Raw genomic sequence first — 22,070 nt, 5'->3', positions numbered from 1 at the left:
TTTTTAGTTATTTAAAAGTGCTGCAAAGGTGTCACCTTTTTGCATGTCGCCCGATTGAAATTCTTTTTGAAGCTATCCTTTTTGTCTAGGATGAAATATTTGGTGTTATTAGAAAGGGTATTTTTCCAAGTAGTTATCAATTTGCTGAAGAATTGACTTTTCTTTTTCGCTTTTCTTTAGTAATTTATGCCTTGTAACATATTCAAAAAGCTGTTTCATTTCGTTAAAAGTCCAGTCAAAATCTTTAGTGATTACAAAATTTACTTTTTCAACACTTAGGATTATTTGACAATCGAAGTTTCCTCTGGAGGAAGTGTTTTTGAGTGCCGCCGATACATAATCTAATGTTGTTTCAATACTACATTCTTGAGAACCCTTTAGATACCCTATTTTCACATTTTCTGAGTCACTATAGAAACTATAGATATAGAGTCTGTTTTGATAAATATTGTAGGCAATTACTACACCAAGGAGCAAACTCATAATAATTAAAAACGTCCCCACATGTGCTTTGTCTTTATCAAACATGACACATATTCCAATCGTTGAGACGGCACCTAGATAAAGTAAAATCCAGTATTTTACTCTTTCAAAATAAGTCGTATACTGATGCTCTATTTTGATCGTTTTTTCCAACATTTAGTGTAAAAAAAGGTATTAAAAATTACTTTTATTGATGAACTTATTTATTTAAGAGGCTTTTTTCGAAATAAAATTATTTTATGAAAATGCGTTGAAGCGGAAAGGTTAAAGTCAAAGACAATATTTCTTTTAATGATTTAACTTTTTAAACTCTTTATTAAATGTTTTACACTCAAAGTAATGTTCAATAAAAAAGACCCAATTCCAATCAAAAAACTGTATAAAATTACATTATGTATATTTTCATTTTCATACCAATGATTTTCAAAAAAGTAACGTTTTGGAAGTCTGTTTTGCTTAAGAAAATCAATTAATAGATACATAAATATTGGAATTGATATAAATACTATGTTCAAAAGACCTATGTTTAGGTTGGATTGCTTTCTAAAAATGAAGTAATATAACGCTGATATTGAAAATAAATAAAGTATGAAATAGTTATAACTTGTTTTATCAATTACATAGAAAGTATCATGATAATTGAGCACAAAACTTCGATGTCTTAAATATCCCAATAAATAGCATAGCAAGCCAATAAAAACGTATGAGATAGGTAGTAAGTATCTTTTCATGGTCTCGTTTTGGGGTTTCCGCTCATAGTACTTTCACACATTTACTAAAAAAATCTTTTATGCTTTTTAAATTATCGCTTACTTTTTTAACCATTTGTGCAAAAGTTGTTCCAATACCTCTTTTACGATAGGTTTGGACGTGTAATCATCCATGCCCATTTCGAGGCATTTTTCTTTTTCCCCCACAACAGTACCAGCGGTCAAAGCAATGATAGGTACATGTTTCCCTTTCTCTGTTTTTCGAATTTCTTGGGTGGCCTCATAGCCGTTTTTTACGGGCATTTGCACATCCATAAGGATAATATCGGGATGTAAAACATTATATTTTTCTACTCCTTCTTGACCGTTGCTGGCTTCATAAAGTGTACCGTTTGGAATGATTTGTTTGACCAATGTTTTGGCCAACAACATATTAATTTTGTTGTCCTCCACAATGAGTACCTTAAAATTTTCGTGACCGAAATCACCCATTACCTCTTTTTCAACATTGACTTCAATACTTTCGATACTATCAATCACTTTATGGTTGGTGGCTTTGAGAATCACATCAAAATAGAACTCCGAACCTTTGCCTACCTCGCTTTTCAGTTTTAATTGGCTTTGCATCAAGGCCAAAAGCTGATTCGAAATGGTGAGTCCTAAGCCTGTGCCTCCAAATTTTCGTGTGGTTGAATTGTCGCCTTGTGAAAACGCTTCAAAAATTTGCTCTTGAAACTCTTTACTGATTCCAATTCCCGTATCGGTGACGCTAAATCGCAATCGACTTTGTGATTCTCCAATCAGCTCTAGATTAGTTATTGTCAATTTGACCGAACCTTTTTCGGTGAATTTCACAGCATTACCCAAAAGATTGATCAAAATTTGCTTGAGGCGAACGCTATCGGTCCAAATGTATTGGGGCACCTCTTTTTTTACCACCAAATCAAATTGTAGGTTTTTGCGATTGGTATCGTATTTTACCAATTCTACGACTTGATTAAGCAGTTCTTTGAGGTCATAACGACGTACGTCTAACTCCAATTTTCCCGATTCAATTTTGGAGAAATCCAAGATGTCGTTGATAATATCCATGAGCGATAAAGCCGATTCGTTAATCGTATTCATATAGCTCCGTTGAATCGCCTCGAGATTGGTGTTTTTAAGTAAATCGGTAAAACCAATAATGCCGTTTAAGGGGGTGCGAATTTCGTGACTCATATTAGCCAAAAATTCCGATTTCGCCCGGTTGGCGGCTTCTGCATATTCTTTGGCTTTGATGGCCTCTTCGGCTTCTTTCTGTCGCGTAATATCAATTAAAATTCCTTCGATATACTTTTCACCGTAGTCGTTTTGAATGACGCCTCCAAATTCTTCAACCCATTTGTAATTGCCTTCATGATCTAAAATCCGGTAGGTGTGGTGTATTTTATGCAAGTCGGTAAAGGCTTTTTCATAGGCTTTCATGACACGCTGACGATCATCAGGATGAATTAACCCCCCAAATCCAATTTTATGATTGGTTAACTGCTGTTTGGTTAGTCCGGTTAATTTTTCAATTTCATCATTCAAATACAGATAGCTGTATTCTTCATCCGAATGACAGAGGTATACAGTTCCGGGGATATTGTTGGCCAACAATCGAAAACGTTCTTCATTTTCGCGAATAATTCCCTCATTAACATTGCGTTCCAAGGTTGAGGATACGATTCGGGAGAGGGTTTCCAAAATTGTTACTTCCTCTTCCAACCAATCGCGTTCGGTTTGCGTATCATCCAAAACGATAAAACCATCCAAATCGTTATTGATGAAAATCGGTATGAATAATATGGATTTACACCCTATTTGAATAAGAAAATTTTGTATACTAGGCCACGGAATGTCACTGATTTTGGAATAATAGCATTTGGTTGTTCGCAACTGATCTAAAATTTTACTAAAATCAGCATACTTTAAATTTTGCAGCGCAGGATTTATATCAGTTAACGTACCAAACTCACGATTCCAACGATTTTTTTGGCTAAAAGTGATTTTTTCATCATCAAATTCAAAAAATGAAATGCGCTCTACACGAATCACTTTACCAAGGGAAAAGAGTACTTCGTTTAAAATTTCATACTTGTTTTTTATGGCTATAAAACGCGTGGTAAAATTGGTAATTTCGGTAAGAATCTTGTTTTTGTATTCCAACTTTGCTTCCGCTTCCAATCGTTGGTGTGTTTCTACAGCGGCCGCCAAAAAGTCACTGATCGAACGGGCAAAAAGAATATCCTCGGCATCCCATTCTTTTTTCTTAGTGTCCGATTCCAAACACAATACACTGTGGAGCTTTCCATTGATGTAAATAGGAGTATCCAACATCGATTGGGTATTGTAATCTTGAAAATAAGAAGCTACAAACTCTTGTGTAAGTGGGTTATCAAGAACATCATCGGCAACAATTTGGGATTCATTTTCAATAGCTTCAAAATATTTAGGAAACTCTTTTTTAGCCACAATCAATCCCGATTCGTACTTGTTTTTATTTTTGATATAGGCCTTTTCACAAATAATTTGATCCGTTTGATACAACCAAAAACCTACGCGATTGATGTCGATTTTTTTAGCAATAATGCGTAAAACTACTTCTAAAAAATGCCCGAAATTATCGCCATCGGGTTGATTTTTTAACGTCAAATCTTTGATGGCGTCGTTGTACCGTTTGATTTTTTTCTCCCGGCGAATGTTCTCGATTTCCATTTGACGTTGCATCGAAATGTCACGCGCAATAACCGTATACCCAATCACATTTCCAGCCTCATTGCGTTTGAAGGTAACGTTTTGAGAAAGCCAAATGGTTTCGCCTTTGCGGGTAATCACGGGAACCACTAAAGTAGGAAAGGCATTGTTTTTAAGACCTTTGAGCGAATAAAAATCTTGAATGCGTTTGCGATGATCTTTGTGAACTAAGTCCAAGAAAGATTTTTGATAAAATTCCTCTTGACTGTATCCCGTTAACGTCACACCATGCTTGTTGATAAAGGTAAAATACCCCAAATGATTAATTTCATAAATCAAATCATTCGCATTTTCAATGAGATTTTCATACTGGTTTTGAATGTTGAGCTGCTCGGTGACATCTTGACCCATGCCAATAATTAAATCGTCGGAAAACTTTTTATCTTTCCATTGAATGTAGCGGTACTCGCCATTTTTTGCTTTCAGTTTTCGAACGTGCAAACGGCCATCGATATAGTTGTCGTGATAAGCTTCACCAATAAATTCGGGATCTTCGGTCAATTCCCAAAAACGCAAACCCAAAACCTCTTCGGGTTCGTAGCCTAAAAATTCATGTACTTGCTCGCTACAATACGACAAAGCTCCTTTACGATTGGTAGCAATGGTTAGGATGTTGCCCTTGTTTAAAATTTCATTGGCAAATAAAAACTTATTTCGCGTATTGACGGTCGCCAAATGGATCGAGGCATGTACGGCAATAATTAGCAAACAACAGGCAATAAGAATGATGATGTCTTTACCGGGGATAATATTTTGTAAAAACACACTGATCAAAAACAAAAAGAACAGGGTCACAAATGTCCAATACTGCACTAAATTTTTGAAAACATAATAGCTCAAAAAGAAATTCAAGAGTAAAGAACAAAACAGCATTAACTCGTAATTGACAAACATTAAGGTGACCAAATTGCCAATAAAATCAACGATGTACACTGTAATGAAAAGAGGGACAAAAATTCGTTTTAACCAAGTGGTTCGCGTATTGATCCAGTAAATTGCCAAAAGCACCAAACCCACGGTGGTTTTTACCACAAGTAAACTCTGACTTCGAACGGAAAATAGTTCCAAAATAAGCTCTATCAAGGGTAATGAAATCCCTAAAATGAGCAACATCATGTTGTAAATTTCTTCTTTAGGAGCAAATTCAGAATAGTTGTGGATAAAACTGTTCTTTTTTTGTTTGTGCTGAAATATAGCGTAGGTCATATATACCACCAAAAACAAAACCGCCAAAACCACAAACCATTTTTCCAAATGATAAGGTTTGACAAAATTAATTTTATGCGCCGTTTGCAACGGGGATTGAAGTGCGAACAGATATTGGGTCAATAGCATAAAAGTGTGCAGTGACATTAGGGTTTAGGCATTTACAAGGTACAAAAAAATCAGAGAAAGCGCAGGATTTTTTTAACAATTTTTAGCTTCCCTTTGTAGGGTGCAAATCGAACATGAACTTCTCCCCAAAAGGGCTTATGGGTCACCGCTTTTCGGTGGCTAAAGGTTTCAAATCCCCAACGGCCATGATAACTCCCCATACCACTATGTCCTACCCCTCCAAAAGGCATGCGTTTGTTGTTGAAATGCAACACCGTATCGTTAATGCATCCCCCACCAAAACAAAACGTTTCAATTTGCTTTCGCGCCCAAGCAGTAGAATTTGAGAATACATACAAGGCCAAAGGCTTTTCATAGTGTCCGATTTTTTGCTGTAGTTCTTCCTCGGTAGTATAGGCAATTAAAGGCAGTAAGGGGCCAAAAATTTCCTCTTGCATCAACGAGCTAGCGGCTTTAGGATTTCGTAAAAGGGTAGGAGCGATATAGCGTTCCTCGGCATCGTAGGTTCCTCCAAAAGCCACTGTAGCTTCCGAGAGCATGGCTACCAACCGTTGCCAGTGTTTAGTGCTAATGATCCGCGCATAATCAGGAGATTGTTGCGGATTTTCACCATAGGCATCTTTAATTGCCTGCTGCAAGGCTTCTTGCAAGGGCTCAATGATGCGCGCATCGGCCAAAATATAATCGGGCGCAATACACGTTTGCCCTGCATTGATAAATTTACCCCACACGATGCGACGTGCCGCGCCTTTTAAATCCGCGTCCGCCGCCACGATGCAAGGACTTTTTCCACCCAATTCCAAGGTTACAGGAGTAAGGTGTTGTGCGGCTGCAGCGGCTACAATTTTCCCCACCGCCACACTTCCAGTAAAAAAGATATAATCCCATCGTTGCGCCAAAAGGCGTTGGGCTACGGTGGCATCGCCTTCTTCAACCCGAACCTCTTCAGGACGGAATACCGAGGATAAAATCGTTTGCATACAAGCCGAAGTATGCGGGGTAAGTTCAGAGGGTTTCAGCACTACACGATTGCCCGCTGCTATAGCGGCTACCAAAGGCGATAAGGCCAGTTGAAAAGGATAATTCCAAGGCGCAATGATTAACACCTCGCCATAAGGTTGTCGGTATATTCGGTCGGTATTGGGAAACGTGAGTATGGACGGCCAAACCCATTGCGGTTTTGCCCATCGGTTCAAATGCTTTATCGTGTAGGTGATATCGGCAATTACATATTGGGTTTCGGTAACTACGGTTTCAAAGGCTGGTTTCCGAAAATCGCGATACAAAGCCTCAACAAGCGCTTCTTCATGAGCGATTACTGCGGCGCGAAGGGCTTTTAACTTCTCTTTGCGATAGCGAATGTCGGTGGCTAACTTCATGCTTAAAAAATTCCAATACGCCATCCCATATAAAAGTCGGCTTGCTTGGCATTGGTCATCAACGCGGTAATGCCCGAACTCGAACCCACAAAGAAGCCTCCTGCACGGAATGCCAAGCCCGTGTTGAAGCCTGAAATTTCATTTTGGGTGAAAGGAACAAAAATTTCAAAGAAGCCCAAATCAACATGAGGCGTAACGATGAATGTATTTTGTGCCGCAATTTGGTCGTTGACTGCAACATTATTTAAACGTTGTAAAAGATACGCGGAAACAAACAACTTCGGTATGACTTTGATATCTCCATACAATGCGAGCGTCGTGGGGAGTTGCACCCGAAAATCACGTGTGCCATTGGTTCGCGTCAAGTAACCGCTGTTCAGTAAAATCGTCTCGATTTCGCGCAAACTTTCTACATTTTCGAATTGATTTAAATTCAAACTTTGTGTCCCTTGTATCGAAAGGGTATAATTGGTCGATTGATTGTTGTTCTCATTAAACGTCATTGCGCCTAGGTTGCGGAGGGCCAATCCCAAGTTGAGTTTGTATCTATTTTGATTTTTCTTCGGATTTTCAGGCGGTGTATCACGCCATTGGTAGTTGATCCCAATATCGGCCCCCACACCATTCAATCCGCCGAAAGCCGACTCGCGGTAATTGTCAAACTGGGTAAAACTGTTGGCCAAGGTACCCGAATAGGCAATGTTTACCGAAGCTTGTGTATTGGTCAAAAGCGCAATGCCTCCCACCCGCGAAATGGTACCCGTAAACCGATCCATGCCCAAGTTGGCATACGACCCCGGGAACAAAAGTTTTCCAGTGATCCCCACATTGAGTTTGTGCTTGGCTTTGTTCACCAAACTAAAAGCAACAGTGGCCCCAAGTTCGCCCCATGTTGTACCGTTTACTCGTTGGTTGTAATTGTTCGAAACCGTAGCCGAGCCTCCAAGTAAGGCATTGATGCCTGCATTGACAAAGGCATCGCCCAAGCGAGGATCAACGTCAATAATATCCAAATTGCCATGAAGGGTACTGCTGATACCCAAGGTCCAACGTTTAAATTTCACACTCATGCCCAACCCCATTGCTTGCACATTGGCGCTAAGGTTTACTGGATCGGTTCCGCGAAAAAGGATGTTTTCTAGGTTGTCATTATTGATAATATCATCTACACCCAATTTATTGTTGCTCACCCGAGCGTTAAATCCGATGAGGTGAATGTCAAATTTATTGGATTGGTTGTGAAGTTCAGCGGGGTTAAACTGTGCATTAAGCACACCCACACGATTGGACAAACCAATGCCGGTGTATTGTTCTTGTGCCGTACAGGTGAGTCCAGCGAAGACCATAAAGGGAAGCAGATATTTTTTCATAAGTAGGGGATTTGGGTTAAAGGTACTTATTTTTTTAACAAACGAAAAGAAGGGAGTTTTAGCATACTAAATTCCACAAAACCTCGTCGGGAGGAGGCGCTATTATCGTTAGTGGTTCTTTGGAAACGGGGTGAATGAACTGCAATTGACGGGCATGCAAGTGGATTCCTCCATCGGGATTGCTGCGCGGAAAACCGTATTTTAAATCGCCTTTGATAGGGCATCCGATAGCCGCCAATTGGGCTCGTATTTGATGGTGTCGACCGGTGTGTAGGGCAATTTCCAATACCGTATACCGGTCCAAGACACGTAGGGTAGTGTAGGATAATTGCGCCAATTTACTGTCGGGAACTGCTTTTAAATAAGCTTTTGAGGTGTTGTTCTGCGGATTTCGCTTGAGGTAATGTTCCAAGGTAGCTTCAGGAAGTGAAGGCGGTTGCTGCACGATAGCCCAGTACGTTTTTTGCGTTTCCCGCTGACTGAACAAAGCATTCATCCGCTCCAAAGCTTTGGAGGTTCGCGCAAAAACAACCAAACCTGTGGTGGGCCGATCCAACCGATGTACGACGCCCAAAAAAACATCACCGGGTTTATTGTATTTCTTTTTAAGATAGGCTTTGACCACATCAGGCAACGGTAGGTCGCCCGTTTTATCCCCTTGCACCAAATCGCCCACCCGTTTGTTAACTACAATCAAATGGTTGTCTTCATACAACACGTGTAGGTTTTCGGGGGTACTTACAATTTTCATAAAAAAAGAGTTAGTGCGTGTTTGGGTGGGTAAATTTTGGGTTTAATGGCAATGGCAAATTTCAATGGCAATGGCAATAGCAATATCAAATTTCAATAGCAAAATTCAATAGCAATAGCAATGACAATGTCAATAGCAAAATTTAATATCAATGGCAATAGCAAAATTCAATGGTAATGTCAAAATTCAAAATTCAAAATTTAAAATTTAAAATTCAAAATAACCCATCAGTATTGTTCATGCGCATTGGGGAAGTCCTTCGTTTTTACATCGGTGACATATTGTCCAATGGCTTGTGACATCTCTTCATACAGGTTCATGTATCGGCGTAAAAATCGGGGACTGAATTCGTGGGTCATCCCGATCATATCATGAAGTACCAATACTTGACCGTCAACACCACTACCTGCACCAATGCCGATGACTGGAATATGCAATTGCGCCGCTACTTTTTCGGCTAAGGCTGCGGGTATTTTTTCCAACACAAGTGCAAAACAACCCAAACGTTCCAACAGTTTTGCGTCTTCCAATAATTTTTCGGCTTCAGCATCTTCTTTGGCGCGTACGGTATAAGTACCAAATTTATAAATGGATTGTGGGGTGAGTCCCAAATGGCCCATAACCGGAATACCGGCATTTAGAATTTTTTTTATCGAATCTTTAATTTCAGAGCCGCCCTCCAATTTTACCGCATGACCGCCACTTTCTTTCATAATGCGAATGGCCGAACGCAAGGCTTCCTTCGGGTCGGATTGGTAGGTTCCAAAAGGCAAATCCACGACCACCAAAGCCCGATCGACGGCGCGTACCACCGAAGAAGCATGGTAAATCATTTGATCTAAAGTAATGGGTAATGTCGTTTCGTGTCCCGCCATTACATTACTTGCTGAATCGCCCACCAAAATTACATCGACCCCCGCCGAGTCCACAATTTTGGCCATGGTAAAATCGTAGGCCGTAAGCATGGATATTTTTTCTCCTTGGGCTTTCATATCGACCAGGGATTTGGTGGTTATTTTTTTGTAATCTTTTTTGGCTACCGACATGGGTGGATGGTTTTTGAGGTTGATGGTTGTAAAAGTAGTAAAATCGATTTGTTTTTAACACAAATACGGTATTTTTACCCTCGAGAAACCCATAGAACCCATGAGAACATTCCTTTTGTGCTGCTGTTTATTTTTTAACCTGACCGCATTCGCGCAAGATGCGGCGGTCAAGCAAACCATTGAACATTTTTTTGAAGGCTTTCACCAAAGGGATACACTCAAAATGAAAGCGGTGTGCGACTCTTCTCTGCGCTTGCAATCGATTACCACCACCCAAACCAAGGGAACCCAACTGTCGGAAGAACAGGCATCTCGTTTTTTTCAATCCATAGCCAACGTCCCCTCGACCTTGGTCATTGAGGAACGGATTTTGAGTTACAGCATTCAAATCGATGGGGCTATGGCGGTGGCATGGACTCCGTATCAATTTTATGTCAACAACAAATTAAGCCATGAAGGAGTGAATGTATTTACCTTATTTCAAGAACAAGGCACATGGAAAATCATCAGCATTATCGATACCCGACGTCGTTCGTAAAGGCGATTTTGTGGGTTGTATGGCCCGTTTTCATTAGTTGGGGACAAACTGATTCCCTGCGTTTCGAATGGGGTGGATTGGTCGATACGTATTATGCGTATGCCCTGCGCGAACCCCAACAAGAGCAAAAACTACCGTTTCAATACAGCTACAACCGTCATAACGAGTGGGCCATCAATTTGGCGCTCGTACGAGGAAAAGTGAGTTACCAAAACACCTACGCTGTTGTAGCGCTGCAGGCGGGTACCTATGTGGAGGACAATTATGCGCAAGAATCCATCCAGTTGCTAAACGAAGCCTACGTGGGTATCGTACTTGACCGGGCGCAAAAACACCGTTTGGAAGTGGGCATCATGCCAAGTTACATCGGATTTGAATCGGCGACTACGTTTCATAATTATACGCTAACCCGTTCGTTGTTGGCAGATAATTCACCCTATTTTATGACAGGGTTAGCCTATCGCTATCAACCCAATACCCGTTGGATGTTTGGCGCATGGCTTACCAACGGTTGGCAACGCATTCGAAAACCCGATCGGACTTCGGCACCGGGTGTGGGAACGCAACTTACGTTTAAACCCAAAACGCAACATACGTTAAATTGGAGCACCTATGCAGGGGAGGAAGCGGTGGGCTTATACACGGGCATGCGTTGGTTTCACAATTTGTATTGGGAGGCGCAATGGTCAGCCAAATGGCAAACGATAGTGGGTTGGGATTTGGGTTGGCAAAAAGCCCCCGAAGGCTATCGTCATTGGTCGGCGCCTATCCTGATGGTGCGGTATACGCCCAATACGCATTGGCAAATGGCCGCTCGGGTAGAATACTACACCGATCCCGAGCAAGCGCTGATACAAGAGTCCTTACCCTTGACCACTTGGGGGGTATCGGGCAATGTAGATTACCGCGTGAATGCTTATTGTAAACTCCGCTCTGAAGTTCGACATCTCAATGCCACCCAACCCTTACTCAACGGGCAATCGACCCAATGGTTGTGGACTACGGGACTCGCTTTTATGTTTTAACAATCGGAAAGACTTACTGTAATGGCCAAGCCGCCTTCTGAAGTTTCCTTGTATTTATGGTTCATGTCTTTGGCGGTTTCCCACATGGTGTGGATGACTTTATCCAAAGGTACTTTTGCGTTTTTGGCATCGGTTTCCAGTGCCAATTCGGCTGCATTGATGGCTTTTATGGCTCCCATGGTATTGCGCTCGATGCAGGGAATTTGCACCAAACCACCAATGGGATCGCAGGTCATTCCTAAGTGATGTTCCATGGCAATTTCGGCGGCCATTTGCACTTGCTCAGGCGTGCCACCCATCAATTCGCACAAGGCTCCAGCAGCCATCGCAGAAGATACACCAATTTCGGCCTGGCATCCTCCCATAGCAGCTGAAATGGTCGATCCTTTTTTGAAAATAGAACCAATTTCGCCCGCGACCAATAAAAATTGTTTGATTTCTTTTTCACCAGCTTGGTGATTTTCGATGACCATATAGTACATGAGTACCGCGGGAATCACGCCAGCACTGCCGTTCGTGGGTGCAGTTACCACCCGACCCAGTGCGGCATTAACTTCGTTGACCGACAAGGCAAAACAGCTCACCCATTTTAGGATTTGGCGAAACTTTACCTCCGTTTTTCGAATTACTTCCAGCCATTCTTGAGGCGAATGATAGGGGAGCGTACCGATTAAATTTTGATGCATATCGTAGGCACGGCGACGCACATTTAGTCCCCCGGGTAAGGTACCTTCGGTATGGCATCCGATGAACATGCATTCGAGCATGGTATTCCAAATTCGCATCAATTCTCGGTGAATTTCTTCTTCCGAGCGCATCGATTTTTCATTTTCATAAACCAATTCCGAGATCGACTTGCCTTCCTTTTGGCAATATTGCAAAAGTTCGGCAGCGGTTTGCACTGGAAACGGGAAAGCACATTTTAAGGCGCTTTTTTTCTTGGCGTTGGTGCGTTCTTCCTTGACAACAAACCCACCGCCAATAGAGTAGTAGGTTTCTGTTATATTCCCTTGCGGCGTAACGGCTGTAAATTGCAGTCCGTTGGCATGAAAGGGTAAAAAGTTTTTGTGAAATTGAATGTGCGTATCGGGTTGAAATGGAATCGAATAGCTGTTGGCCAACTGCAATTGGTGGGTATCTCGAATGGTTTGAATAATGGACTCAATTTGATCCACGGGAATATACTCGGGATCCTGTCCGCTCAATCCGAGCATAACGGCCAAATCGGTAGCATGCCCTTTTCCTGTAAGGGATAGCGACCCATACAAGTCGACGGTCACTTCCTGCACCTGTTCCAGAAGATTTTGTTCGCGGAGTTCATTTAAAAAACGTTCGGCAGCACGCCAAGGGCCCAAAGTATGCGAACTCGACGGTCCCACACCGATTTTGAGCATATCAAAAACGGAAATACATTCTTCCATAGGAGTAGTTTGGTTTGTTTACGGTAAAAGTAGTAAAAAATTGTGGTTGGTTTGTAGTCGTAAGTCGTAAGTCGTAAGTCGTAAGTCATAAGTGATTTGAGTCGTAAGTCGTAAGTCGTAAGTCGACAGTCAAAAGATATTTCTTAGAAGGAGCATTTTCAAATTTTCAAATCACCTCATTTTCAAATTTCCACATCGGCACATCGACACATTGACACATCGACACATCGACACATTGACACATCGACACATCGACACATTGCCCCATCGACACATTTTCAAATCATTAGTCGTAAGTCAACAGTCACCAGTCACCAGTCACTAATCACTAGTCACTAATCACTATTACAAGTAAAAGGTTTGCCAAAAAAGAGCAATTTGTAAACAAACCGACAATTGAAGCGCGTTACATGCACTAATTTTGTATTATAAATCATAAAAATAAGCAATATGAGACGATTATTAGGACTATCGATTTTACTAGTGACTGTATTGGGGATAGTAAGTTTTGCTCAGCGTTCTCCAAAATCTAGTACCTTAGAAGGAAAAGGCATTACTTTTTTCAAAGGCACTTTTAAAGAGGCTTTGGCCAAAGCAAAAACAGAAAACAAGCCCATTTTTTTGGATGTGTATGCAACGTGGTGTGGGCCATGTAAACAGTTGAAGCGAAAAACATTTACCGATGCTGAAGTAGGTAATTATTTCAACGCTCATTACATCAATATTGCCATTGATGGGGAAACCGCCGAAGGGGAGGAACTCGTTCGCAAGTACCAAATACAAGGATATCCAACCTTACTTATCTTGGATAAGAACGGAAAACTACTAACCCAGCAAGTAGGTTTTGTTGAACCCCATATTTTGGTCAATTTTGGGAAAAGAATTGTGCCGTAAGGCCAAACAAAAACTATTCCTGTTTGTTTTTCTAGAAGCATCCCATAGGTTAGCCTTGGGATGTTTTTTTTAACTGTTATTTCAAAACACTGTTCGCTTGCGTCTAAAATTAAGTCCATTTTATGGTGACCTTTGCCTCAATCACCTAGGAGTTTAACAATGAAAAGAAATTATTTTAGCGCGCTTATTCAAGCACTTATTGTACTTATCATTTCCGCTACAGTTGTCTATGGAATTGATTTGACACACTATCAAGAGTCTCAATCCAAGTTGCTTTTGATTTTACTCACTTTAGCAGGGACTTTTTTAGTGTATCAAATTGGTTTTTACAAAAAAGAAGCGAACCAATCCTTATGCTCAATTTACATTTGTGTTACTCTATTTACTTGTATTCAAGGAATTACTATACCCTATCTCCGAAAAGAGGTTGTTGGTTTAACAGACGATGTTGCGCTTTTGGGAGCTGCTTGGATGCTGGCTGTAACAACATTCATTCTTTTCTTTTGCTATATTCATCTCCCGAAAAACATGAAATTAAGCTCCCGTGAATTGTATTTGTCGATAGTATTAGGAATTGTTTTTTGGATGAATGGTGTACTTGTTATCAATTTAATTGGGGCGTATTTATTAACAGATGCAAATGTTTTTTTAGGGATGGGTTTTTTGCTTACAATTCCCATTACTCTTGTGAGTATTTTAATTATTAAGAGAATCATTCAACTACCCTTTCGACAACTATACCTACCACTCTTGGTGATGACAGGCACTGCGACCTTTTTTGATTCGACTTTTTTGCTATTTGCGCACGATTTGTATCACTCAAAATCATTGATTGCGTTTCATGGTGCTTGTTTAATTTTATGGGGAGCAGGATTGGGGTACGTGATTTTATTTATTTACGACAAAAGAACCGCAAATGCAATGTAGGCTTCCAATAATTATTGTAAAAATAAACTAATGACAAAGGCAAAAAGCGCTGAAAGAATATGAATGAAGTGCATGTAAAATAATGTTTTGTAAAGTCGGTTCATTTTTTCATCCGTATTAAAAAGTTTAGATTCCTTTTGAGGGCTATTTTTTAACCAAGCATTTAAATCAATAAGTCCTTCTAAGTATCCAAAAACAAAGGTGAAGGTTAATAGTAAAGGTTGATTTTTGTAACGATTTTGCATTACAAAAGCCAAAATGATAATCAGCCAAACCCGAAAAGAAACGCGTAAACCTACTTTTAGCACATCTAAATATGTATCATTTATGCGGATAAAAAGAAAGACATACGTTGACAGTGTAAGGGTATAAATGGTATGGATTTCCCAAAGTATGGGTTTGATGAGTGTATTGGCAAAAAACAATACTTCCCAAACTAAGAATGTACTCAACCCCAAAACCGCTAGATTAATTATTTTTTTTACCGCCATCATACTTGAATACTCAGATTTAATTAATATTTTTGAAAGTGTTCATAAAGTTGTTTTAGATGTTCGAAGAACTCAAATATTGGTATCTCCGGGATCATAAATTGTTTTGGACTTTAAGTCAGTCCCAAATCAAACAGTTGTGTATTATCACGGGTTTCAAAAAAGCCAAAAAAGGCGATGTCATCTATTTTGCAGCTTCCGATTTACCTCGTGTTTTTTTGCTTAAAAAAGGCGCTATCAAAATCGTATCTTTAGACGAGGAGGGTAACGAAACTATTAAAGACATCATCCAAAAAGGAGATTTATTTGGGGAATTAGAGTTGGATACCGACCGAAAATCCAATGAATATGCCAAAGCCTTGACCGACGAAATTATCATTTGTAGTTTTTTGCTCTCGGATTTCGAAAATCTTCTTTTACAACATCCCAATTTAGCGCTAACCTACACCAAATTTGTGGGGCTAAAGATGAAGCGAATCAAAAACAGTTATGCCAACCTAATGTCCAAAGACGCCAAAACCCGATTGGTCACTTTTTTCAAAGAATGGGCAGATCGTGAAGGAAAAAAAGAGGACAATCGTGTTTATTTAGAAAATTATCTTACCCAAAACGACATTGCACAAATTATTTGCACCTCACGACAAACAGCCACTTCGCTCTTAAATGAACTTGAAGATTCAGGATTGTTATATTACAGTAGAAAGCAAATAATCATCGAAGATCTCTCAAAATTCTAGTCCACTTTTATTAATAAAAACGGTTTGAAATTCATTGACCATTGATATTGGTCTCTTTTTAATCGAATTCAATATCCTTAATTATACTCATTTACATTGGTAAAACCGATGCCGCTTCAAAAGCCGCTTTTTTTGAAGCAGGTTATACCGAAGCCCATTTGATTGATGTCATTATCGTCGTTGGGGATAAAATTATCAGTAACTATATTCACAACTTGACCGGTTTTGAAATTGATTGGCCATTGGCTGAACAGTTGTAAAATAGATTTTCATACCGCTTCCCCTTTTTCTCAATCACCCATGGATTTAGCGGTAAACGAGAAAAAGGGGGAAGGTAATGGACGTCAAAACGAATAAAATTTCACTTTTTATACTGAGATGTAAACTACCTGACAAAACCCCAAAGTAAGACGCTGTAGTTTTGGGAAAAAAAGATGAAAAAACTAAGTATTTTAGGACTTGCGCTGCTCCTTTTTGGCTGTCAAGAAGAAGGGGTGTTAACACAAACGCCCAATTCTACAACCCTAAACCCCAATGCAACTTTGCGGTATTTCGGTGACTTTTACCCTACGGCAGGGATACAAGTCGAAGGAGGGGTTCGCATATATCAAACGCCGGGAGGATTCCAACTGGAACTAAATGGGTTTTCTATTTCCTCGGGACCCGACCTGAAAGTGTATCTCTCTCAAGCCGATACACCTTCCAATTTTGTCAATTTAGGCAATCTTACTGGACAAACGGTTTATAGCATTCCCAATGCAGTTAACCTTTCCAATTATTCGCACGTATTGATTCATTGCCAACAATACAATCACCTGTTTGCAATTGCTCCACTTCAAGAAAATTAGAACCATGAAAAAAGTAATCTCCATAGTAGCCATGATTGTTCCCCTACTTATGGCTCAGGGACAAGGGTGTAGCGATGCAGGAATCTGTTCGGTAGGAAAGTCGTTTGAAAATGATAGCTTGGTGTTTAAAAACAGCTTGGAATGGGGGTCTCAATACGCCAAAGGAGATGCCGACGTTTCGTATGTGGCGCATTTCCTCAGTTACACCAAACGTTTTAATGCGAGGTTTGCTTTTTCGGCCAAGGTGACTCTGTCTACCGCTACCGGCAGCTTTGGGACGCGAACACAATTTGGCGATGCAATTTTGGTGGGGAATTATCATTTTAGACCCCAAAAGAAACAACATTGGAGCGCTTTGTTGGGACTGAAATTTCCCTTTACAGCTTCCAATTTAAAAATTAATGGGTTTTCCCTTCCTTTAGATTATCAATCCAGTCTCGGTACGATTGATGCCTTTTTGGGGGTGAATTGGCGCGTACAACGTTGGGATTTTAATACCGTATGGCAAATTCCTTTGGTTAATTTAAACAAAAATTCCTATTTCCGGGAGTATGGCGGTACCAATGATTTTGTGTCCACTAACTTATTTGAGCGCCAACCCGATGCTTTGGTGAAGGTGAGTTATACGCAACCTATCCCCAATTCACGATGGAGTATCAAACCGAATCTAATTGCCATTTACCATCTTGGGGAGGATTCCTTTGAAAACATTTTCGGTCAACGGGAGAAAATTCAAGGTTCCTCAGGGCTTACGGTAAATGCTAATGTCAATATAAACTATGTTTTTAATACCTCCCACCAAATCGATCTCGCGCTGGCCAGCCCCTTTGTGGTGCGTGACGTCCGTCCCGATGGATTGACGCGAAGTCTGGTAATCAATCTTGTATATCAATATTCATTTTAATTCACCTCACCATAAGAAATTTTTTAACACGTGTATTGTTGGTTTTTGCCACGACACTATGGGCGCAACCCAATGCCAAAAACGGAATAGCCCTTCAAGGTTACGATCCCGTGGCTTATTTTACAAGTCAAACGGCTCAAAAAGGCACAGATACCATTACCGCCTCGCACAATGGCGTGGAATACCATTTTGTCTCGGAAGAAAACAAGCAATTGTTTTTGAACAATCCCTCGCAGTACGAACCCCAATTTGGGGGGTATTGTGCTTATGGAATGTCCAAAGGGTACAAAGCTCCCATTGATCCCAATGCTTTTACAATCGTCGATGGTAAGTTATACCTCAATTACAGCCTGTCGGTTCGAACCGAATGGGCCAAGGAAAAAGAGCAACGCATCCCACAAGCGGAGGCGAATTGGCTTAAACTTCAAAAGAAATAATTATAGAATTTTTGGGTTAAAGTAAAGTAGCTGACAAACGCACTTTTTTGGCCCACTTACCTTTGTACCAACCTAATAAATAAAACACATGAAAAATTTATTTGTACTACTATTTCTTGCAGCTTCATTAGTGAGTGGAGCGCAAACATCCGCCAAGCGCGTGAAAGAATTTAATTTGGAAAACAAATTAGCCCTCCAGGGGTATGATCCCGTTGCCTATTTTGTGCAAAAGAAAGCCTTAAAAGGCAAAAAAGAAATTACGGCAACCCATGAAGGAGTGGTATACTATTTTGCTTCTCAAGGGAATAAGGATTTGTTTGTTAAAAATCCGAGCGCCTATGAACCCCAATACGGAGGCTGGTGTGCCTATGCTATGGGCGCCAATGGTGAAAAGGTTGAGGTCGATCCGCAAACGTTTAAGATCGTCAATGGAAAATTATTTTTATTTTACAATGCCTATTTCAATAATACCTTGAAGTCGTGGAATAAAGATGAAGCCAATTTGAATAAGAAGGCCGATGCGAGTTGGAAAAAATTCATAAACTCCTAATCCAATCCCCATGAAAAATCAAGTTGTCTATTGGATTATTAAGCTCACGGCGGTAGTCATTCTGTTGCAAACCCTGTTTTTTAAATTTACAGGAGCGAGTGAAAGTGTGTATATCTTTGAAACCTTGGGGGTCGAACCTTATGGCCGTATTGGTTCTGGGGTGGTTGAACTTCTAGCATCCGTATTCATTTTATTTCGACGCACTACACTTTTAGGCGCTATAATGGCGGCAGGGACGATGTTTGGCGCCTTGGTATCCCATCTGTTTATACTCGGAATTGTTATTCAAAACGATGGCGGAACGCTATTTACCTTGGCCATAATCACTTTGGTTTGTAGTCTACTCATAATTTACACCGAACGCCATAAAATTCCTGATTTGTTGCGATTTAAGTTGTAATTTTATAACACCAACCTAACACCTAAACCATGCTTACACAAGCCATCCATCATACGTTGCATGAACTCTCGGATGCTATCGGACAATTGCAACCCCATGAATATACGCATCCTTTTCCACAGTTGCGCAATGCCACTATTGGCGAACATACCCGTCATATCATTGAATTGTTTCAATGCTTGATATATCAATACGATACCGGGATAGTCAATTATGATTTACGCGAGCGAAATCCGGTCATTCAAGGCAATATCGCGTTTGCACAGCAATGCATAGCGGAGATCCTTTCACACGTTTCTCGTCCCGATTGTACGTTGGAATTACAACAACAAATCGACGGAACGATGCTGTCTCTACCCACCAATTTTCATCGGGAACTGTTGTACAACTTAGAGCATTGTATTCACCATCAGGCGTTGATCCGCGTAGGAATAATGCAGTTTGAATCGGTAGTGTTGGATCCCAATTTTGGGGTTGCGCGCTCTACCATAGCGTATAGACAACAATGTGCACCGTAAGTTTTGTTTATACCCAAGGGAAAATGATCATCACCTCCAATCGTGATGAAAAGGTAATCCGACCCGCGGCATTGCAGCCCAAATACTATGCTGTACAACAAAAAAGTGTGTGGTATCCTAAAGATCCGCAGGGGGGAGGAACTTGGTTTGCTGTAGATACCCATTCTACGGTCATCGTTTTGTTAAATGGGGCCATTGCTCAACACAAAACCAAACCTTCCTATCGCAAAAGTCGCGGGTTGATTCTCTTGGAATTAATAAGCAATGAATCGCCCATACAAGCTTGGGAGGCCATCGATTTAGAAGATATTGAACCGTTTACATTGGTGTTGTTACAACATCATTATTTATACCAATTGCAGTGGGATGGAACCTTCAAAATAACAACCCCCCTTGATACGTCACAGGCTTACATTTGGTCATCCGTGACGTTATATCCGCCACCGATTCAAAAACAACGGGAAGCCTGGTTTAGCGCATTTTTGGATACCCAACCCGAGGTCGATGCGCACGAACTCTTTCATTTTCATCGCTATACCGAAGCCTCCAACACGACCAATGGTCTTGTGATCAATCGAGAGGAACAGTATAAAACGGTGAGTATAACACAAGCTGTAATCGATCAGAATAAGATAACTTTAAAATATGCCGATTTGATAGCAGCCCATGAATATGCCCATAATTTTATAGCCATTTAATTTAATTTGCCGTGAAACTTTTTATCCATAAAATAATGCATTGGGAGTACTGGCCGTTTCAACTGGTATATATTCCCATTTATTTTCAATGGGGGTATTATGCCCTTAAAGCCAAGTCCCTGTTTTTTTTCAACAGTTGCAATCCCTCCATGCGCAACGGGGGCTTTTTTATGGATAGCAAAAAGCAAATTTATGATCTTATCCCGCCGCAATACTATCCCACCACACGCTTCATCCGATGCCAAACCCCCATGGCGCAAATAGAGGAGGAGTTGAAGCAATCGGGGATACAGTTTCCCTTAATTGCCAAACCCGATATTGGGTTACGCGGGTCGGCTGTTAAAAAAATAAACACCCTTGCCGAATTGGAGCATTACGCCTCCAAGGCCAACTTCAATTTTATCATTCAAAATGTCATTCCTTACCCCAATGAGGTCGGTATTTTTTATGTACGGTATCCGCATGAAATCAAGGGGCGAGTGACCGGTATTGTCGCCAAAGAATTTCTAGCAGTAAAAGGCGATGGTAAGGCTACGATTTGTCAGCTCATTCATGCCAACCCGCGCTATGCCTTGCAGTATAAAGCCCTTTATAAAGAATACGGCTCCTATCTAGAAACCGTATTGCCCAAAGGCGAAATCCTCAATTTAGTTCCCTATGGCAATCATGCGCGTGGGGCCAAGTTTTTGGATTTTTCCTATTTGATTGATGACGAGCTTACCGCTACCATCGATGCTGTTTGCAAGCAAATCAATGGTTTTTATTTTGGGCGTCTTGATGTCATGTATTCCCGTTGGGAGTTACTCAAAAAAGGGGAGGAATTTGCCATAGTGGAGCTCAACGGTGCAGCGAGTGAACCTACCCACATTTATGATCCGAGTCATTCCATTTTTTTTGCCTGGAAAGAATTAGCACGTCATATCAAGTATATGTTTGAAATAAGCATGCAAAACAACCGTCATGGTCACGCATTTTTGTCGTATTACAAAGGTATGCGTCAATACCGTTTGCATAAATTACATACCAAAAAAATTGTCAATTTTTGATCACTTCTCTTAAAAATACAGCCTTGGGATTAGTATTGAGTTACCTCGGTTCACTTCCTATGGGCTATCTCAATTTGGTGGGCTATCAAGTCTATCAAAAATCGGGTTGGGAATCGATGGCACAGTATCTATTTGGTGTCGTTGTTGTTGAGCTGGGCATTATTTACGTAACCTTTCGTTTTGCACAAAAATTAATCACCTACCGAAAACTTCATCGGGCACTAGAAGCACTCTCAGCGGTGTTTATGGTGGTATTGGCCGTTGTTTTTTTTACCCAGCCGCAAACCTTGACCGCGGTGGACTTCCAACAGCATGCCACTCCGTTACTATTAGGCATTCTTCTTAGCGGTGTAAATATCATCCAACTGCCTTTTTGGACGGGTTGGAATCTGTGGCTCTTACAAAAGGAGTATCTCGTTCGTAAACGCGTTGTTTTTTACATCGTAGGAGCAGGTATAGGCACTTTTTTGGGTATGCTTACTTTAATCCTCGCCTTGGACTTTTTCGCCTCCCAATTTCTTACCTTCTCCCGGTACCTCTTTACCCTTATTTTACCCTTATTCTTTTTCGCCATGGGCAGCTATCAGGGCATAGCTTACTGGCGTAAATACCATAGCACCACGGTTTAGTAGATCCCGTTTTCTTTAGTAAACAGTGAACAGTGAACAGTGAACAGTGAACAGTGAACAGTGTGTACGTCCCTGATATAGGTTGACCACATCAAGTCAATTTATATGAAAGCAAACATCAAATTAATCAGTAAGCATCGTAAGTTTTCTGAGGACTT

22 protein-coding genes are annotated in these 22,070 nt (G+C 40.7%); 14 read left to right on the top strand and 8 right to left on the bottom strand.

Annotated features, from left to right (window positions below; all coding sequences use genetic code 11):
- Nucleotides 1-108: 108 nt before the first annotated feature.
- The 6 genes from BUC17_RS11050 to panB all read right to left on the bottom strand — a co-directional run bounded on the left by BUC17_RS11050 (nt 109) and on the right by panB (nt 9,849).
- Entirely contained in the window at nt 109-639 is a 531-nt protein-coding gene (locus tag BUC17_RS11050; protein ID WP_073364374.1) for a hypothetical protein, read from the bottom strand.
- 653 nt (nt 640-1,292) lie between these two features.
- Complete coding sequence (locus BUC17_RS11040; protein WP_073364368.1) at nt 1,293-5,321, bottom strand: PAS domain S-box protein; 4,029 nt, start codon at nt 5,319-5,321, stop codon at nt 1,293-1,295.
- A 32-nt stretch (nt 5,322-5,353) separates the two neighbouring features.
- Nucleotides 5,354-6,682, bottom strand: a complete 1,329-nt coding sequence (locus BUC17_RS11035; RefSeq protein WP_073364545.1) for an aldehyde dehydrogenase — start codon at nt 6,680-6,682, stop codon at nt 5,354-5,356.
- Between the two features lie 2 nt (nt 6,683-6,684).
- Nucleotides 6,685-8,052 (bottom strand): DUF5723 family protein, encoded by a 1,368-nt coding sequence (locus BUC17_RS11030; RefSeq protein ID WP_073364365.1) that lies wholly within the window; start codon nt 8,050-8,052, stop codon nt 6,685-6,687.
- Nucleotides 8,053-8,110: 58 nt separating this feature from the next.
- Entirely contained in the window at nt 8,111-8,803 is a 693-nt protein-coding gene (locus BUC17_RS11025) for an RluA family pseudouridine synthase (protein ID WP_073364362.1), read from the bottom strand.
- 227 nt (nt 8,804-9,030) lie between these two features.
- A complete protein-coding gene (gene panB / locus BUC17_RS11020) occupies nt 9,031-9,849 on the bottom strand; it encodes a 3-methyl-2-oxobutanoate hydroxymethyltransferase (protein ID WP_073364360.1) in 819 nt (272 codons plus the stop codon).
- 100 nt (nt 9,850-9,949) lie between these two features.
- On the opposite strand from panB, the gene BUC17_RS11015 reads away from it, so the two are divergent.
- Both BUC17_RS11015 and BUC17_RS11010 read left to right on the top strand, forming a co-directional pair.
- Nucleotides 9,950-10,387, top strand: coding sequence for a nuclear transport factor 2 family protein (locus BUC17_RS11015; RefSeq protein WP_073364357.1), 438 nt, complete (start codon nt 9,950-9,952; stop codon nt 10,385-10,387).
- Entirely contained in the window at nt 10,345-11,412 is a 1,068-nt protein-coding gene (locus BUC17_RS11010; protein WP_083544932.1) for an outer membrane beta-barrel protein, read from the top strand. Before BUC17_RS11015 ends, BUC17_RS11010 begins: the two co-directional genes overlap by 43 nt.
- Here BUC17_RS11010 and BUC17_RS11005 read toward each other — a convergent pair.
- Complete coding sequence (locus BUC17_RS11005; protein WP_073364351.1) at nt 11,409-12,833, bottom strand: L-serine ammonia-lyase; 1,425 nt, start codon at nt 12,831-12,833, stop codon at nt 11,409-11,411. The genes BUC17_RS11010 and BUC17_RS11005 overlap by 4 nt on opposite strands.
- 450 nt (nt 12,834-13,283) lie before the next feature.
- On the opposite strand from BUC17_RS11005, the gene BUC17_RS11000 reads away from it, so the two are divergent.
- On the top strand, nt 13,284-13,727 hold the full coding sequence (locus BUC17_RS11000; RefSeq protein WP_073364348.1) for a thioredoxin family protein: 444 nt from the start codon (nt 13,284-13,286) through the stop codon (nt 13,725-13,727).
- Nucleotides 13,728-13,886: 159 nt separating this feature from the next.
- The gene (locus BUC17_RS10995) at nt 13,887-14,654 is read left to right on the top strand and encodes a hypothetical protein (RefSeq protein WP_073364345.1); all 768 of its coding nucleotides are present in this window, start codon (nt 13,887-13,889) and stop codon (nt 14,652-14,654) included.
- 11 nt (nt 14,655-14,665) lie between these two features.
- On the opposite strand, the gene BUC17_RS10990 is transcribed toward BUC17_RS10995, so the two are convergent.
- Nucleotides 14,666-15,148 (bottom strand): hypothetical protein, encoded by a 483-nt coding sequence (locus tag BUC17_RS10990; protein ID WP_143161784.1) that lies wholly within the window; start codon nt 15,146-15,148, stop codon nt 14,666-14,668.
- A 56-nt stretch (nt 15,149-15,204) separates the two neighbouring features.
- On the opposite strand from BUC17_RS10990, the gene BUC17_RS10985 reads away from it, so the two are divergent.
- The 10 genes from BUC17_RS10985 (at nt 15,205) to BUC17_RS10935 (ending at nt 21,912) form a co-directional block, all read left to right on the top strand.
- Complete coding sequence (locus BUC17_RS10985) at nt 15,205-15,882, top strand: Crp/Fnr family transcriptional regulator (RefSeq protein WP_073364338.1); 678 nt, start codon at nt 15,205-15,207, stop codon at nt 15,880-15,882.
- A gap of 434 nt (nt 15,883-16,316) precedes the next feature.
- Nucleotides 16,317-16,730, top strand: a complete 414-nt coding sequence (locus BUC17_RS10975; protein WP_073364335.1) for a DM13 domain-containing protein — start codon at nt 16,317-16,319, stop codon at nt 16,728-16,730.
- Nucleotides 16,731-16,734: 4 nt separating this feature from the next.
- Nucleotides 16,735-17,634, top strand: a complete 900-nt coding sequence (locus tag BUC17_RS10970) for a hypothetical protein (protein WP_073364332.1) — start codon at nt 16,735-16,737, stop codon at nt 17,632-17,634.
- A 35-nt stretch (nt 17,635-17,669) separates the two neighbouring features.
- A complete protein-coding gene (locus BUC17_RS10965; protein WP_083544930.1) occupies nt 17,670-18,071 on the top strand; it encodes a YHS domain-containing (seleno)protein in 402 nt (133 codons plus the stop codon).
- An 88-nt stretch (nt 18,072-18,159) separates the two neighbouring features.
- Nucleotides 18,160-18,621 (top strand): YHS domain-containing (seleno)protein, encoded by a 462-nt coding sequence (locus BUC17_RS10960; RefSeq protein WP_073364326.1) that lies wholly within the window; start codon nt 18,160-18,162, stop codon nt 18,619-18,621.
- Nucleotides 18,622-18,631: 10 nt separating this feature from the next.
- Complete coding sequence (locus BUC17_RS10955; protein WP_073364323.1) at nt 18,632-19,021, top strand: DoxX family protein; 390 nt, start codon at nt 18,632-18,634, stop codon at nt 19,019-19,021.
- Nucleotides 19,022-19,050: 29 nt separating this feature from the next.
- On the top strand, nt 19,051-19,539 hold the full coding sequence (locus BUC17_RS10950) for a hypothetical protein (protein ID WP_073364321.1): 489 nt from the start codon (nt 19,051-19,053) through the stop codon (nt 19,537-19,539).
- Nucleotides 19,527-20,237: an NRDE family protein gene (locus tag BUC17_RS10945; RefSeq protein WP_073364318.1), complete on the top strand. Its 711-nt coding sequence runs from the start codon at nt 19,527-19,529 to the stop codon at nt 20,235-20,237. Before BUC17_RS10950 ends, BUC17_RS10945 begins: the two co-directional genes overlap by 13 nt.
- Nucleotides 20,238-20,272: 35 nt before the next feature.
- On the top strand, nt 20,273-21,283 hold the full coding sequence (locus BUC17_RS10940) for an ATP-grasp domain-containing protein (protein ID WP_234977710.1): 1,011 nt from the start codon (nt 20,273-20,275) through the stop codon (nt 21,281-21,283).
- Nucleotides 21,280-21,912 carry a hypothetical protein gene (locus tag BUC17_RS10935; protein ID WP_073364313.1) on the top strand — a complete coding sequence of 211 codons (633 nt, stop codon included), beginning with the start codon at nt 21,280-21,282 and terminating at the stop codon, nt 21,910-21,912. The genes BUC17_RS10940 and BUC17_RS10935 overlap by 4 nt, the downstream gene beginning before the upstream one ends.
- Nucleotides 21,913-22,070: the final 158 nt, after the last annotated feature.

The organism is Flavobacterium fontis (genome assembly GCF_900129405.1).
In the GTDB taxonomy this organism is placed as follows: Bacteria; Bacteroidota; Bacteroidia; order Flavobacteriales; family Flavobacteriaceae; genus Flavobacterium; species Flavobacterium fontis.
The sequence above is the reverse complement of the archived record's forward strand: the minus strand, read 5'-3'. Positions and strand labels throughout refer to the sequence as shown.